Source organism: Clostridium moutaii (genome assembly GCF_041205085.1).
In the GTDB taxonomy this organism is placed as follows: Bacteria; Bacillota; Clostridia; order Clostridiales; family Clostridiaceae; genus Clostridium_B; species Clostridium_B moutaii.
Genome location: NZ_JBGEWD010000004.1, coordinates 1 through 16,446 on the forward strand (window position 1 = coordinate 1; position 16,446 = coordinate 16,446).

The window sequence follows — 16,446 nt, forward strand, 5'->3', positions numbered from 1 at the left end:
TTAAGCTATTCTGAACGCACCTGCACAGCAGGTGGTTTTCTTTTGGACAATTAAATACCCCAGGGGTATTTACCACTGGGGTATTTGAAATTAAATTTCAAAGGTACTAAATGCTTCCAGAAATCTATCAATATCCTGCTCAGTATGTTTTACATTTAAAAATACAGCTTCAAATTGTGAAGGTGCAATATAAATGCCTTTACTTATCATATGTTCAAAATATTTTGCAAAAATACCTGTGTCACATTTTTTAGCATCCTTATAATTTCTAACCTCTGAATTTTCCGTAAAAAATAGTGCAAACATGGCTCCGCACCTGTTGATTACAACGGGTAATTTTTTCTTTTTCGCTATATCCTTTACTCCATCTTCCAATTTTTTACCTAATTTTTCAAGATGAACATAATACTCGGGGTGTGTATGCAGTTTTTTTAATGTAGCAAGCCCTGCTGCCATTACCACAGGGTTGCCGGACATAGTTCCAGCTTGATAAACCGGCCCCAGTGGCGAGAGTTTCTCCATTATATCTTTTCTGCCGCCATAGGCACCACAGGGAAGTCCCCCGCCTATAATTTTTGCAAATGTAGTGATGTCAGGTTTTATACCATAAATACTTTGGGCACCCTTATAAGCTACCCTAAATCCACTCATAACTTCATCAAAGATAAGAAGACTTCCGTTTTTATCACAGAGCTTTCTAATGCCCTTTAAAAAGTCTTCATCTCCTGGAATTACACCCATATTCCCGGCCACAGCTTCAATTATAACAGCTGCAATATCACTGCCTTGTTTTTCAAAAAGCTTTTCTACACTTTTCAAGTCATTGTATTGGGCTACAAGAGTATTTTTTATGCTGTCTTCAGGAACTCCCGCACTGCCTGGAATTCCTTCAGTCATGACTCCGGATCCCGCATCAACCAAAAAATCATCAAAATGTCCGTGATAACAACCTGCAAATTTTATGATCTTGTTCCTTCCTGTATAGCCTCTGGCAAGCTTTACTGCACTCATGGTAGCTTCTGTACCTGAATTTACCATTCGGAGCATTTCCACATTATCCACAGTTGTGCATATATATTTAGCCAGATCCAATTCAATTTTAGTAGTGGCTCCAAAGGATATGGCATTTTCACAGGTGCTTTTTATGGCATTTACCACATCTTCGTCACAATGTCCTAAAAGCATGGGACCCCAGGAGCATACAAAATCTATGTACTCATTGCCATCTTCATCATAAATATAAGCTCCCTTCCCTTTTTTTATTACAGGTGGATTTAGGGGAACATCCTTGAATGCCCTGACAGGACTGTTTACTCCTCCAGGCATATATAATTTGGACTCATTGAATATATCATCACTTATCATCTATTTACATCTCCATTCCTTATTTTGCTGTAAATCACTATCATAATCCTGCTTTAAATCATTATCATAGCTAGGAGGAAAAAATATTTTATTTATCATTTTCAGACACTCATCTTCTCTTCCTTTAAGTTTTTCTTCCTTCAACACTTCTATTGCCCTGTCCACATAAACTCTGGCAGTGCTGTTTATCATTGTGCTTACAAGTACTTCATTGTCTTTTGTATATCTTTTGTTCTTAAAAGTCTGTATTCTTTTATTGCAGATTTCGTCACCATATTTTTTTATCTTTTGTATTTCAGGTGAAAGTTCATCTAAAGCCTGCCATTCCATAAATTTGTTTATATAGTCATCCACAATATATTTATATTTTAACATCTTTTCTTTCCTCATGATTTTATTTCTTTCATCCATCTTGCTTATACTGTCAATATCATAGAGCTGGATCTGGGGTAAATCCGAAACACCTGTATCCACATCCCTTGGCACTGCCAAATCAAATACAAGTAATTTTTTCCATGGAATATCCTCTTTTAAAATTATTGTATGAGGTGCAGAAGTACAACTTATGATACAGTCTACCTTATTATAATAATTTTTTCTCTCTTTGAAGGTTATAAATTTAACCCATTTATAATCATAGCATAAATTTTTGATCTTATTCAAGTCACGGACTACAATATATACCATTTCTGCATTGGAACTTTCGAGATACTTGAGCACCAGCTTGCCGATTTCCCCGAAACCAATTATCATATACTTTTTACAGCCTTTATTTAATGCTTCCCTTACCACTATGGACGGAACCGATACAGGTATCTTATACATCTCACAGATACTTTTGAATTCCTTTCCACAAGCTATTGCATTTTGAAACAGCCTTTCAAGACTGCCTTTTATAGTTTTAGCTTTTACCGCTGCAGTATATGCGGTCTTGATTTGTCCTAAAATTTGATCTTCACCCAGAATTTTTGAATGAAACCCACAGCTGACCTCTACTAAATGTTTAATGGCCTCACTGTCTTTAGCATAAAAAGTATAAGGAATAAGTCTGATGTCCCAATCCAATTCTTTAAATACTATATTAACTAAATCTTCCTTCTGAAATTTTGAATCCATATATATCTCTGTTCTATTACAGGTACTCAATATTAAAACATTCCCCAGAAATTCATGGAGACATTTTAATTTATCTTCCAGCTTTGAAGCTATAATAGAAAACTTTTGTCTGATTTCAATATTACATTCACTTTTTATTCCAATAAGCTGTACCATTTTTATCACTCCCGTTTAATAAAAAAATCCTTTTAACCAAAGTGTTAAAAGGATTTTTGTAATCAATATTTAATTACATATTACTGTAAAAATAGTTTATCAATATATAAGCCCCCTCTATCACTTGTAGAGTTAACGGTGCAAAGTATAGGCAGGTTTTCTGACTTAAGATTCATTATTTAAGTATGCCTTCCCATTTCCCAAGTGGCCTATATTACTTAAATTCATCTAATACAGCTACAGGATAGTTCAGGAATTTTACCTGATTCCCTTTTAATTAACCTACACTTATTATTAGATTTTACCTTAATTATAACATTATCAAGGAAAGAATCAACTCTCATTTAGTGGGGAAAAAACATTCTTTGTGGTGTGGGGTCTGACCCCGTTCCAAAATTTGGAATGGGGTCAGACCCCCATCAAAATTTTTCCATAACCTCCCTATTTTACAGTGCCTTGTAAATCATACAGTGCTTGGGAATTCATTTCCATTCCTCCAAATTCATTTGTTTCTGAGCTCTGGACTGTTCCATTACCATTTTTATTTTGCTGATTATTAGATGTGGTATTCTTCCACTGGCTTTCTGGAACAGCTTTACCGTTTTTCTGAACCCAGCTCATTATATCATCTGAATTTCTTCCCATTCCTCCTGTAAGTACATATCTTATTTCACCTTTTTTAACAAGCTGTTTGAATTCACTTAAGGAAAGTATTTTATCAGATCCTGAGAATCCACCAAGTGGCATCACACTTTTGCCGCTTTCAAGTATTATACTGCCACCAGTATTAGAGCTGGAAACCACAAGAGCATATTTCTCATTTTTAACATGGCTGTCAAGGAACTCTATCAACTTTTTGTTTCCGCTGTTGAGGCTGCTGTTTCCACGACTCCTCATCATATCACTGCCAGATCCACTGCTGGATAGAAGTTCCAGTCCTGCAGCAGGCATGCTTCCATTTACGCCATGAGTTACAGCAGCAGAAGATCCAATAGCAGGAGTTATCAGTATTCCTATAAAAGCAAGACTGGCAAGCACCTTGGCAAAATTTATATTCTTGCCTTGATTTAAACTTTCTCTCTTCATTATCCTGTAAATTATGAGCAAAACAGAAGAAGCAAAGCACAACACTACAGCCGCTATGATTATACCTTTAATTACAGAAGGTATAGTAGTCTTAAAATAGGACAACATAAGCAAATCCAGCAATCCTTCTAAAATAAGCGATCCAGGCAGTAACCATTTCTTTATACTTCCTTCTTTATACAGCTTCCACATGGAAGTAAGACCTATACCCGATAAAGCTGCAATTGGAGGAGCCATCATAGTCAAATAGTACTGATGGAACAGACCTTTAGTATAACTGAAGTATATAAATTCCGGAACAAGCCAAAGGATCCACAGTATTAAATCCAATTTTCTTTTATTATCAAAGGGGAACCTGAGCTTTTCTACTATTGCTGCAGCAATAAATCCCAATATGGATAGTGGTAAAAACCAAACTATCTGATCCGACAAAATATTTTTAGAGAACAGTCTTGTAATACCTGCTGCAGTCTGGCCTCCAAAATTTCCTGAAAGTCCATTAGCTCCGCCAGGTCCACCAGCTCCGCCGAAACCCTGTATTCCTCTTTTCTCTGAGGCATTTCCATTTTTAGATACTGCCCCAGAGGCACTTCCAGAGGTGCTTCCATTTTCAAAGCCCTGCATTTGTCCTTGTTGCCATTTTCCTCTTGCTTCCCCCTGGGCGTTTCCATTTCCTCTTCCCATGCCGCCGCCCATGCCGCCATTAGTGCTGCTTAGCCTTTCCAATCCGTTGTGTCCGAATATAAGCTCCATGACAGTGTTATTTGTACTGCTTTCTACGAAAGGTCTGTTCTGAGCAGGAACCAGGTCCACGACTACTGCCCAGGACAAGGATACTACGGCAAGTACAATTGTACTTACAACAAGGTGCTTTAATCTCTTTTTGACAGGTACAGCCGAAGAAATCAAATATGTTATATATATGGCAGGAATTATCATATATGCTTGAAGCATCTTTATATTGAATCCCACCCCCACAAGAACAAGGCTTATTAAAAGATATTTAAATCTTCCCTTTTCTGCAGCCTTGGACAAAAACATGCAGGCAAAAAGCAGTGTCATCACCAAAAGATTGTCTATGGTATTGTTCCTGCTGTCTGCTACAAAAACAGGTGTGATTGCAAGACATAGTGCTGAAATAAACGCTGCTGTTTTTCCAAAGGATCTTTTAACTATATAATATAAAAGTCCGACGGATATCACTCCTGCAAGAGCCTGGGGAAGTAATATGCTCCATCCCTTGAATCCAAATATCTTGGCGGATATAGTCTGTATCCAGAAACCCAGAGGTGGCTTGTCAATAGACGCAAAACCACCCGGATCAGATGACACAAAGAAAAAGTTTTTAAAATTCATGAGCATGCTTTTTACACCAGCTGCATAATATTCGTTTCCATATCCTTCTATACTTAAATTCGCAAAATTCAATATTGCAGATATAACCAATACTACAGATAGGGCAAATTTTTCTTTTGTAAATTTTATATTTTTCATAATTTCACTCCTTAATTAAACACCCATAATTTATATAATAAAAAATTTATTACCTGGGCTGCAAGTGTTACAACTATTTTTGACACATATATATTAAAATTAAAATTATTTACTAAAAATTTCATGAGTACCACTGTTATAAAAAGTGACGCAACATTCACTAAAATAAATCGTATTAGTTCATAACCAGCATTTTTATCCGAATTTTTATATTCAAAAGTCCATTTTTTATTAAATACAAAACTATTTGCAACTCCACAACTATAACCTATAATCTGGCTTGTGGTATAATGTAATCCAATTGCACCCTGACACAGGGTAAAAACAGCAAAATCTATTATCGTATTCAATATACCCGTAGTGGAAAATCGGCTCAACAATTTAAGTCTTCCATTAAAAATAAAATTCATAGTTTTAATTAACTGACTCATTTTTCTTCTCATCACCTCTTCTACTTATTATGTTTTCAATAATATAATTGGGTCTTCCCTTGCTTTCATCGAAAATCCGCCCTATATACTGGCCTATTATGCCCATGCAGGAAAGCACAATTCCAAACATAATAAAATCAATAGATATAACAAATTGAAAATTTACCACATCCATGCCGTGGGATATACATTTTATAAAATTTATTATAATCAAAACTATTCCCGCGAAAAATGATACTGCTCCCAAATATCCTGAGATTATAAGAGGTTTATAGGAAAATGAAGTTATACCGTCAAAAGCCAATTTAAACATTTTTTTAAGTGGATATTTAGTATCTCCTGCAAATCTTTCATGTCTTACAAATTCCACATAAGTTTGTTTATATCCAATCCAGCTTACAAGCCCTCTTACGTACCTGTTTTTTTCCGGCAGGGAGTTTAAAGCATGACATACCTTCCTGTCTATAAGCCTAAAATCTCCAGCATCCACTGGTATATCAATACTTGTCATACTCTTTAAAACTCTGTAAAAGGCTCCTGCTGTAAATTTCTTAAAAAAAGACTCACCCTCTCTTTTGGCCCTCTTCCCGTATACAACATCATATCCTTCCTTCCACTTTTCAATCATCTTAAGCATAATTTCAGGAGGATCCTGCAAATCTGCATCTATTACAATAACTGCCTTTCCTGCTGAAACTCTCATACCAGCAGTTATAGCAGGCTGATGCCCAAAATTTCTTGAAAAGTTAACAAGCTTTATATTCTCATCTTCACTGCATATCCTTTCTGCTTTTTCACGGGTCTTATCAGAACTTCCATCATTTATAAATATAATTTCATAACCTTCCAATGTGGTATCCATAACTTTTTTCAATCTCTTATAACTTTCTTCAATAACCAATTCTTCATTATATAAAGGCACAACCACGGAATAAATAATATTTTGCTTCATTTCATTCACCTCAATTTAATATCAAATTTTTAAGGATTTAATGTAATTATAATTTTGAGGTTTTAACCTTAAAAAACTCTTAAAAAAGCAACAATAAATGTAAATTAAATTTGAACATTACAACCTGTTTAAATCATATGTCTTTAAAATCCTTTATTCATAGCGTATAATCATACTATAATCAATAAAGAGGTGAAATTATGAGATTGCTTTTAATTGAAGACGAGGTCATGCTTTCAGATGCTCTTGTATACATTCTCAAGAAGAACAACTACAGCGTAGATGCAGTCTATGATGGAATCAGCGGTGAGGAAATGGCTGAAACTCAAATATATGATGTGATAATATTGGATAGAATGCTACCTGGTAAAGACGGTATAGATGTTCTAAAACATATCAGAAAAAATAAAATTCAAACTCCAGTTATAATACTGACAGCTATGGATTCCGTTTATAACAGAGTTGAGGGACTTGATAATGGAGCGGACGACTATTTAATAAAACCTTTTTCTACAGATGAACTGCTGGCCAGAATAAGAGCCCTTGGCAGACGGCGCTTGGACTTCATCCAGGATGAAAATATTAAATTATCTTCTTTGATTTTTGATCCTATGAAAGGGGAAATTGAGTGCAATGGAAATAAAATAAAACTTACTGCAAAGGAATCCCAGCTTTTGGAATTACTGGCACGGAATAAGAATCAGGTATTGTCCAAGGATCAGATTCTGGACAGAGTATGGGGCATAGACTCCAATGTAGAAATGAACAATAATATTGAAGTATACTTTTCCTACTTGCGAAAAAAGTTAAGAGAACTTAATTGCAATGTGATCATTGAAACAATCCGGGGTATTGGTTATTGTTTAAAAGAGGTTTGATTATGTTTAAAAAATTAAAAGTGGAATTGGTTTTAATCAACTTAATACTTACAAGCTTGGTGCTTATCACTATATTTTCAGGAATATACATACTGATGGACAAGAGTTTTGACCATTCTTCCTATATTCACATGATGAAGACAGCTGAAATGGAAAACATCCCCCCTATTCAGCCGCCAAATAAAAATATGACTTCCTCGGAGAGTTTCTTTATAAAGTTGGATAAGTCAGGTAATATATCAGAAGTGTCCAATAATTATAATTTATCTAATAAAGCTTCTACAGACATACTGAAAAAAGTTTTTGAAAATAAAAATGAAAGAGGCAGCATAACCTACGAAAACTTTGATCTTAGATACATCAAGGTTCCTAAAATTTATGGCTTTATAGTAGTTTTTGTTGATAAATCCCCCGACAATGAGGTGTTACATCGTTTAGTCATTATATCATTGACCATATGTATAATAAGCCTGGTACTGGTATTTATCATAAGCCTGTTTCTCGCCAACATATCCCTGAGACCAATTATAAATGCATGGCAAAAACAGCAGGCTTTTGTGGCAGATGCTTCTCACGAATTACGCACACCCCTTGCAGTTATAACTACAAATTTAGATATAGTTCTTGGAAACAGCAGTGAAACTATAGAAAGTCAAAGTAAATGGCTTGGAAATATTAAATTGGAGACAACTAGAATGACTAAACTCATAGAAGATCTTCTATTTCTTGCCAGATCCGATTCCCGACAAAAAACATTGACTTTTTCCAATTTTGATCTTAGTGCTACAGTCGCCCAATCCATAATACCTTTTGAGGCAGTTGCAATAAAACATGGAATACACATGAAATCTCATATTGATCCCGGAATAACTTTTTCAGGAAATGAAGGACGTATCAAACAGCTTATGGCGATTTTAATTCACAACGCCATAAAACATACCCCTGCTGGAAAATCTATTGAAATAAGTTTGTGTAAAATAAAGAACAAGATTGAAATAACAGTGATGGATACAGGAGAAGGAATAGCCCCGGAGCATTTAGAAAAAATTTTTGAGAGGTTTTATAAAGTGGATAAATCCAGGTCCAGGAACAACAGTGGTAATTTTGGTCTAGGACTTTCCATTGGTAAATCAATAGTTGAGGAACATAACGGAAACATAAGTGTATCCAGTACTTTAGGCAAGGGATCCACATTCAGGGTCACTTTTTAACTTCCCCCGAGGTGCTGCCATTTTCTGGTGCTTTCCCCGAGGTATTTCCAAATTCTGCTATGGGGTCTGACCCCCATCAAAATTTTTCCAGCAATTTCAAAGCTGCATTGCTCATGACTTCCATGCCATAAACCATGGCATCTTCATCTATATCATATTTAGGATGATGCTGTGGATAGATAATTCCTTTTGCATGGTTACCTACACCTACAAATATGAAGCATCCCGGTATTTTTTGTAAATAATAAGAAAAATCTTCACTGCTCATAAATGGAGATATGGGATGAGCCTTATGTCCTACCATTTCCCTTCCTGCTTCTAAAACAATACTGGTAACTTTAGGATCATTATCAACTACATAGGTGCATGTATTCTTTTTAATCTTACAATGAGCTCCTGTCATTTCGCTTATATGCTCAACAATTTTTTTAATGTGTATAAAAACCTGTTTGCGTACTTCTTCATCCAAAGTCCTGATAGTTCCCTTCAATATGGCCTCCCCTGCTATGGCATTGTACACACGTCCTGAATTAAAGACACCTACAGATACGACTGCCTGTTTCATGGGATCTATATCTCTTCCAACGATTGTATTCAATGCAACTACTACTTCAGACGCAGTCAATATGGAATCCACTGCCTGCTGCGGCATTGAAGCATGCCCCGCTTTTCCCTGAATGCTTATTTCAAATTCATCGCTTGCTCCCATCATAGGGCCAGCTGATATTCCTACAGTTCCAATTTTAACAGGCTGCCATAAATGAGCTCCTATAATGGCATCTACTCCGTCCAGCCCCCCGTCTTTTATAATGGCATCTGCTCCTGAACCGTCAGCCACCTCTTCTTCACTTGGCTGAAATATAAATCTTATATTTCCATCAATTTCATCACGAATGTCATATAAAATTTTTACAACTCCCAGCAGCATGGCCATATGTCCATCATGTCCGCAGGCATGACATGCACCCTTGTTCTGGGACTTGTATGGTTTATCGCACTCATCATCTATAGCCAGAGCATCCATATCAGCACGAATTGCTATAGTCCTGCCGTTACCGGATTTTTTGCCTTTTAAATCTGCAATAACACCAGTCCCTCCGGCTTTTCTCACATTCAGCTCTTTTAACGTACTCAATACTTCAATAATTTTCTTTTGAGTGTTAAACTCTTTTTTACTGAGTTCCGGATGGATATGAAAATACCTTCTCAATTCCACTACTTCAGGATAATACTTTTGTACCAGCTTTTTTATATCATCTACTTTTCCTACTTTTACTGTGTTCATAATATAAACCCCCTAAATTATATAAAATTGATTTAATAGTCATCTTCAGAAAAAACTTCTAAGTTTCTATTATCCATATTTTTTACCATTACATGAATCATGGCTCTAAAGGTGTCCAGAGAAGTTATAACCTCTATATTCCTCTCTACAGCTGCCCTTCTTATATGAAACCCATCCCTTGTTGAATCATTTCCTTTAGTAGGTGTATTTATAACTAAGTCCACTTCCTCATTCTTTATAACATCTATTATATTAGGTTTTTTTTCGTTCATCTTTCTGACTTCTTTAACTTCAATATGGTTATCTCTCAAAAGCTTTGCTGTATTTTTAGTAGCTATAAATTTAATACCTAATTTATGAATTTCCTTTGCTATAGGCAGAAATTCATTTTTATCATGATCTCCTATGGTAGCAAGTATAACCCCATTTTTCATATTAGAAAACATATCTGCTGCCATGAATCCTTTATAAAGTGCTCCTGAAAGCGTAGTTGACACTCCTAAAACTTCGCCGGTGGATCTCATCTCAGGTCCCAGTGAAACTTCTACATTGGGAAGTTTTTGTGTGGAGAATACAGGAACTTTCACAGCTACTATATGAGGTTCTTTTGAAATTCCAACTCCATATTCCATATCTTTAAGCTTTTCCCCAAGCATTACCCTGGTGGCAATATCAACTATGGGAATACCACTGACTTTGCTTATATATGGAACTGTCCTTGAGGCTCTGGGATTCACTTCTATTACATAGAGATTTTTATTATATTCTATAAATTGTATGTTTATCATACCTTTTATACCTATACCCAAAGCTAATTTTACAGTATAATCCAGTATTTTCTTCTTCATGTCATCGCTTATATTTTGACTGGGATACATGGTTATACTGTCTCCAGAATGCACTCCTGCCCTTTCCAGGTGCTCCATAATTCCAGGCACAAGTACATCCTCACCATCACATATGGCATCTACCTCTATTTCCCTTCCCATAAGATATTTGTCTATCAATATGGGATTTTTCCTGTCTTTTTGAAAAGCCATGGACAGATAATAAGTGAGTTCATTTTCATCATAAGTTATTTCCATGCCCTGCCCTCCCAGTACATAAGATGGTCTTACAAGCACTGGAAATTTCAACCTTTTTGCCTCTTGCATTCCCTCTTCCACAGACCATACACCTTTTCCCCTGGGTCTCTGAATATCCAATCTCTGCAGCAGTGAATCAAATTTTTCCCTATCTTCCGCCATGTCAATCTGATCTGCAGTTGTACCCAGTGTGACTATTCCCTTTTCCTTTAAAAATTCTGCCAATTTTATAGCAGTTTCTCCCCCAAACTGAAGTATAACTCCATAGGGTTTTTCTTTGTCCAATATACTGAGCACGTCTTCTTCCGTTATGGGCTCGAAGTAGAGTTTATCTGAAATATCAAAGTCAGTGCTTACAGTTTCGGGGTTGTTGTTTATTATAATAGTTTCTATATTGAGTTTTCCCAACATTTTTATACAGTGTACCGAAGCATAGTCAAATTCTATGCCCTGACCTATTCTAATTGGACCTGAACCTATTACAACAACTTTTTTATTGGATGAAACTTGAACTTCATCATATTTTTCATAAGTAGAATAATAATAAGGCGAAAGGGCTTCAAACTCACCTGCACAAGTATCCACCATTTTATAGGAAGGTGTTATATTCCATATTCTTCTCAGCCTGTAGATTTCATCCGGAGAAACTTTAATCATATCTGCTATTCCCTTGTCTGAAAATCCCTTTCTTTTAAGTATTTCAAGCCAGTGCTTATCCAGATTATCTATACTGCTGGATTTTAATTTTTCCTCTTCATCTATTATCCACTTGAACTTGTGTATGAAAAATTTATCCATACCAGTAATTTCAGCTAGTTTTTCCATCTTGTATTTTCGCCTTAAAAGTTCTGCCAGTGCAAATATTCTCTGGTCGTCAGGATATTTTATCCTTTCCTTAAGCTCTTCTATGGTAAATGACTTAAACTTTTTATAATCCAGTGAATAAGCACCCAGTTCAAGGGATCTTACACCCTTCAGAAAAGCAGCTTCAAAATTACTGCCTATGGCCATTATTTCACCTGTAGCCATCATTTTTGTACCAAGCTCTCTTTTGGCATTTTCAAATTTGTCAAAAGGCCATTTGGGAATTTTTATTACCACGTAGTCCAAGGAAGGCTCAAAACATGCATAGGTCTTTTTGGTAACCGCATTTTTTATTTCATCCAGACCGTACCCCAGGGCTATTTTGGCTGCCACTTTCGCAATAGGATATCCTGTAGCCTTGGAAGCAAGAGCCGATGAACGACTGACCCTGGGATTTATTTCTATAACCGCATACTGAAGAGAATCCGGATTCAACGCCAATTGTACGTTACACCCTCCTTCTATTTCCACCTCATTTATTATTTCAATGGAAGCAGTCCTGAGCATCTGATATTCCTTATCCGATAGTGTCTGGCTGGGGGCCACTACTATGCTGTCGCCCGTGTGAATTCCAACCGGATCTACATTTTCCATATTACACACAGTTATGCAATTGCCCGAGCTGTCTCTCATTACCTCATACTCTATTTCCTTCCATCCTTTTATACTTCTTTCCAGCAGTATCTGTCCTATGGAGCTCAGCTCAAGTCCTGATTCAAGTATGGTTTCAAGTTCTTCTTCAGTATATGCTATTCCCCCGCCGGTGCCACCAAGGGTATAAGCAGGTCTAACTATCACCGGATATCCTATTCTGGCTGCAAATTCCTTTCCACTTTCCACATTGGTTATAATTTGACTTTCCACTACAGGCTGTTTTATCTTATTCATTGCTTCTTTAAACAATTCTCTGTCTTCACCTTTTTTTATGGACTTTATGGAAGTGCCTATTATATTCACATTATATTTTTTAAGTATGCCACTTTCATGCAGTTTCAATGCAAGATTCAAGGCTGTCTGTCCGCCCATACTTGCCAAAAGGCTGTCAGGTCTTTCTTTATCTATGATTTTTTCCACAAATTCCGCTGTAAGTGGTTCTATATAAACTTTATCTGCCACTTCCCTGTCCGTCATTATAGTAGCAGGGTTGCTGTTTACAAGTATTACCTCAACTCCCTCTTCTCTCAGGGATTCACAGGCCTGGGTTCCGGAATAATCGAATTCAGCTGCTTGTCCTATGATTATTGGTCCAGATCCTATTACAAGTACTTTTTTAATATCTTTATTTAAAGGCATAAGGCCCCTCCTTTTTAATTCACAATGCACAATACACAGTCCACAATTCACATTCACAGTTGGCAGTATTCACCGAAAATCTTCATTAACTCTTAACTATTAACTGATTAAAGTGCATATTTTATAAATTCATCAAATATATAGTTGTTGTCTTCCGGCCCTGGACATGCTTCCGGATGAAATTGTACAGAAAATATAGGAAATCTCTTATGTTTCATTCCCTCTATGGTTCCGTCATTTAAGCTTACATGGGTCATTTCCATACCTTCAGGTAATTTATTTACATAATATCCATGGTTTTGAGATGTTATTCTAACTTTACCATTCATCAGATCTTTCACCGGATGATTGCATCCCCTGTGGCCGAATTTAAGTTTTGCTGTAGTTCCTCCCATGGCCAATGCCAAAAGCTGATGTCCAAGACATATGCCAACAATAGGTTTTTTACCTATAAGCTTTTTTATATTTTCTATTTCATAGTCCAAATCTCCAGGATCCCCAGGACCATTTGATAAAAATATCAAATCCGGATCAATTTCAAGCACATCCTCTGCTTTAGTCCTTGCTGGAAATACTGTCACACGACATTGTCTGTCTACAAATGCCTTTATCATGCTCTTTTTAATACCAAAATCCAGAACTGCTATACTCTTCCTGCCGCTTCCCACTGTGTATTTTTCCCTGGTACTTACTTCAGATACTGCATTTTTATTGGAAAAAGATTCAATTGTATTTTTTACAGTGGCAAAATTCAAATTTTCTTCAGTTATGATTCCCTTCATGGTGCCCTTGGATCTGAGTACTTTTGTAAGCTCCCTGGTGTCAATTCCAGAAAGTCCTATAATTTTATTTATTTTAAGGTAGTCATCAAGTTCCATTTCCGATTTGAAATTGCTGGAATAATTACATATTTCCCTTACAATAAGACCTTTTACTTTTGGCAGATCTGATTCCAGATCGCCTAAATCAACTCCATAATTTCCTATAAGGGGATAGGTCATAGTTACTATCTGACCATAATATGACGGATCTGTGAGTATTTCTCCATAACCTGTCATTCCAGTGTTAAACACCACCTCACCTATACTATCCTTCAAATATCCAAAAGCTTCTCCCTGAAACGTATTCCCGTTTTCCAATATAAGTTTTGCTTTCATAAATTACCTCCTGTATTTTTACAAGCAAAAATACACTTATTTATTGTAGAAAGCAAAAAAGGCAATAAAAAAATTTTTTTGAAAACAATTTTTTTATTGCCGTATTTCCCATAAGTGTTTATTTTTTTTGATATAATAAAAATTTTATCCACAATATACCTCTTTCTGGCCTCACAGGACCAATTTAAAGTGTATTTCCTACTCAAAAACTTTGTTTTAATTAATTCTAATTAAAATATGAATTTATGTCAAGTCCCCTGGATTATATTATCTATATATTTTAAAATCTTTTGCCAAAATACAGTTATCATATTAAAACTACCTGCCATAATATGCTTGAACATGAAAATAATTAGTAATATAATAAATATTGTTTCTATGCAAACTATATCTATACAAACTATATTTACAAGGAGGTAAAAATGAAAAGATTTATTTTATTTTGTCTAGCTGCACTAATGCTTTTAAGCGGATGTGATTCCACTAATAGTACAAGCAATTCCACCAGTAAAAAAATTCAGACAAATACCAATGCCCAGTTTTTAATGGGTGGGAAAATTGCAACAAACGAACAGGCAGATATAACATCAAAAATCTCTGCAAAGGTTTCTGAAATATCCGTTGACCTAGGTTCAAAGGTAAATGAAGGAGATATTGTTATTAAATTGGATACAAAGGATCTGCAGGGACAGGTTGATCAGGCTCAAGCAGCTGTGGATACTGCAAATGCAAATTTAACAAACGCCCAGAACAGCACACGCCCAGAACAAATAGCAGAGGCTCAAACCGCTGTAAATAATGCAGCTCAAAGTTATCAGACAGTTAAAAAAAATTATGATCGTATACAGTCTTTAGTCAATGCAGGGGCATCCACTCAACAGGAACTGGATTCGGCACAGCAGCAGCTTTCCACCGCAGATGCACAATATAAGACTGCCCAGGAGCAGTTGGATATGTTGAATAATGGTCCTACCCAATCCAGTATAGATGTTTACAAGGCTCAAGTAAATCAAGCCGAAACTGCCCTGAAAACTGCACAGACAGCTCTCAGCAACTCTATCATAACTTCACCCATTTCTGGAATAGTAAACGCAAGAAATATCAACGCAGGCGATATGGTGGCTCCCGGTGTAACCCTTCTTTCCATAATCAACTCCGGCAACTTATATGTAAACGCCTATGCTCCCCTTGACATTGTAAGTCAGCTTAAAGAGGGAGAAGATGTTGTCGTCAAAGTATCTGAGATACCAGATAAAGAATTTAAAGGTAAAATAGCTGTTATAAACTCAAATTTAAGTTCTGAGAGCAGGGATATCTTAGTGAAGGTAACTTTAACTGATAAAGATCCGGATCTGAAACCTGGAATGTTTGCAGAAATCGGATTAAAAAAATAAGGAAAGAAGGTACTTTTAAATATGAGAGGAAAACGGAAAGGATTAATTATATCTATATTAATAGTCATTATAGCGGCCCTTGGAAGTATAGGATTTTATTATTGGTATGAAAATACCTATTATGTTTCAACAGACGATGCAAGGGTAGATGCTGATTTAGTCAATGTAACTCCACAGATCAGCGGAAAATTGTTAGAACTCAATGTGGATGAAGGAGATAACGTTGTAAAAAATCAGATATTGGCCCGTCAGGAAATGACAAACATTCCGGACACAGATGTGGATGAATCCCTGATAAGATCTCCCATAAGCGGTGTGGTAATCAAAAAACAGGGAACTGTAGGTGAAATCTGGTCTCCAGGTCAGACCCTGGCTACAGTTATAGATCCGGATAAGCTTTACATAACTGCCAACATAGAGGAAACCAAACTTGGAAAAATAAAAATCGGACAGCCTGTGACCATTACAATAGATGAGTATGGTTCAAAAAAATTTACAGGTAAAATTAAATCCGTGGGAGAAGCGGCTCAATCTGCACTGTCAATCATTCCATCTACTACCAGCGGCACTTTTACAAAAGTAGTACAGAGGATACCCATAAAAATTTCACTTGATAAATTCAATAACAAGATACTTCCTGGTACTAATGCTGTTGTAAAGATCCACATCAAGTAATGAG

12 protein-coding genes and 1 riboswitch are annotated in these 16,446 nt (G+C 36.1%); of the genes, 4 read left to right on the forward strand and 8 right to left on the reverse strand.

The genetic code is table 11. The features are described 5' to 3' along the window. Positions 1 to 90 precede the first annotated feature (90 nt). The 5 genes from hemL to AB8U03_RS05530 all read right to left on the reverse strand — a co-directional run bounded on the left by hemL (position 91) and on the right by AB8U03_RS05530 (position 6,600). Positions 91 to 1,365, reverse strand: a complete 1,275-nt coding sequence (gene hemL / locus AB8U03_RS05510; RefSeq protein ID WP_369703560.1) for a glutamate-1-semialdehyde 2,1-aminomutase — start codon at positions 1,363 to 1,365, stop codon at positions 91 to 93. Further along, complete coding sequence (gene hemA / locus AB8U03_RS05515; protein ID WP_369703561.1) at positions 1,366 to 2,637, reverse strand: glutamyl-tRNA reductase; 1,272 nt, start codon at positions 2,635 to 2,637, stop codon at positions 1,366 to 1,368. It abuts the gene before it with no gap. Between the two features lie 133 nt (positions 2,638 to 2,770). Further along, a riboswitch (cobalamin riboswitch) is annotated at positions 2,771 to 2,938 on the reverse strand. Between the two features lie 140 nt (positions 2,939 to 3,078). Then, the gene (locus tag AB8U03_RS05520; RefSeq protein ID WP_369703562.1) at positions 3,079 to 5,217 is read right to left on the reverse strand and encodes a glycosyltransferase family 39 protein; all 2,139 of its coding nucleotides are present in this window, start codon (positions 5,215 to 5,217) and stop codon (positions 3,079 to 3,081) included. Between the two features lie 11 nt (positions 5,218 to 5,228). Continuing rightward, positions 5,229 to 5,648 (reverse strand): GtrA family protein, encoded by a 420-nt coding sequence (locus AB8U03_RS05525; RefSeq protein WP_369703563.1) that lies wholly within the window; start codon positions 5,646 to 5,648, stop codon positions 5,229 to 5,231. Continuing rightward, the gene (locus AB8U03_RS05530) at positions 5,632 to 6,600 is read right to left on the reverse strand and encodes a glycosyltransferase family 2 protein (RefSeq protein ID WP_369703564.1); all 969 of its coding nucleotides are present in this window, start codon (positions 6,598 to 6,600) and stop codon (positions 5,632 to 5,634) included. The genes AB8U03_RS05525 and AB8U03_RS05530 overlap by 17 nt, the downstream gene beginning before the upstream one ends. A 200-nt stretch (positions 6,601 to 6,800) precedes the next feature. Between AB8U03_RS05530 and AB8U03_RS05535 the strand changes: the two genes are divergently transcribed. Then, complete coding sequence (locus tag AB8U03_RS05535) at positions 6,801 to 7,478, forward strand: response regulator transcription factor (RefSeq protein WP_369703565.1); 678 nt, start codon at positions 6,801 to 6,803, stop codon at positions 7,476 to 7,478. A 2-nt stretch (positions 7,479 to 7,480) separates the two neighbouring features. Then, complete coding sequence (locus AB8U03_RS05540) at positions 7,481 to 8,689, forward strand: sensor histidine kinase (protein ID WP_369703566.1); 1,209 nt, start codon at positions 7,481 to 7,483, stop codon at positions 8,687 to 8,689. Positions 8,690 to 8,765: 76 nt separating this feature from the next. Here the strand turns inward: AB8U03_RS05540 and AB8U03_RS05545 are convergent, their stop codons facing one another. From AB8U03_RS05545 to AB8U03_RS05555, 3 genes are all read right to left on the reverse strand, one after another. After that, entirely contained in the window at positions 8,766 to 9,974 is a 1,209-nt protein-coding gene (locus AB8U03_RS05545) for a M20 metallopeptidase family protein (protein ID WP_369703567.1), read from the reverse strand. Positions 9,975 to 10,006: 32 nt separating this feature from the next. Continuing rightward, the gene (gene carB, locus AB8U03_RS05550) at positions 10,007 to 13,216 is read right to left on the reverse strand and encodes a carbamoyl-phosphate synthase large subunit (protein ID WP_369703568.1); all 3,210 of its coding nucleotides are present in this window, start codon (positions 13,214 to 13,216) and stop codon (positions 10,007 to 10,009) included. Between the two features lie 107 nt (positions 13,217 to 13,323). Then, on the reverse strand, positions 13,324 to 14,373 hold the full coding sequence (locus AB8U03_RS05555) for a carbamoyl phosphate synthase small subunit (RefSeq protein ID WP_369703569.1): 1,050 nt from the start codon (positions 14,371 to 14,373) through the stop codon (positions 13,324 to 13,326). A gap of 422 nt (positions 14,374 to 14,795) precedes the next feature. On the opposite strand from AB8U03_RS05555, the gene AB8U03_RS05560 reads away from it, so the two are divergent. Together AB8U03_RS05560 and AB8U03_RS05565 are read left to right on the forward strand one after the other, a co-directional pair. Continuing rightward, a complete protein-coding gene (locus tag AB8U03_RS05560; protein WP_369703570.1) occupies positions 14,796 to 15,767 on the forward strand; it encodes an HlyD family secretion protein in 972 nt (323 codons plus the stop codon). A gap of 21 nt (positions 15,768 to 15,788) precedes the next feature. Further along, positions 15,789 to 16,442, forward strand: a complete 654-nt coding sequence (locus tag AB8U03_RS05565) for an HlyD family secretion protein (RefSeq protein ID WP_369703571.1) — start codon at positions 15,789 to 15,791, stop codon at positions 16,440 to 16,442. Positions 16,443 to 16,446: the final 4 nt, after the last annotated feature.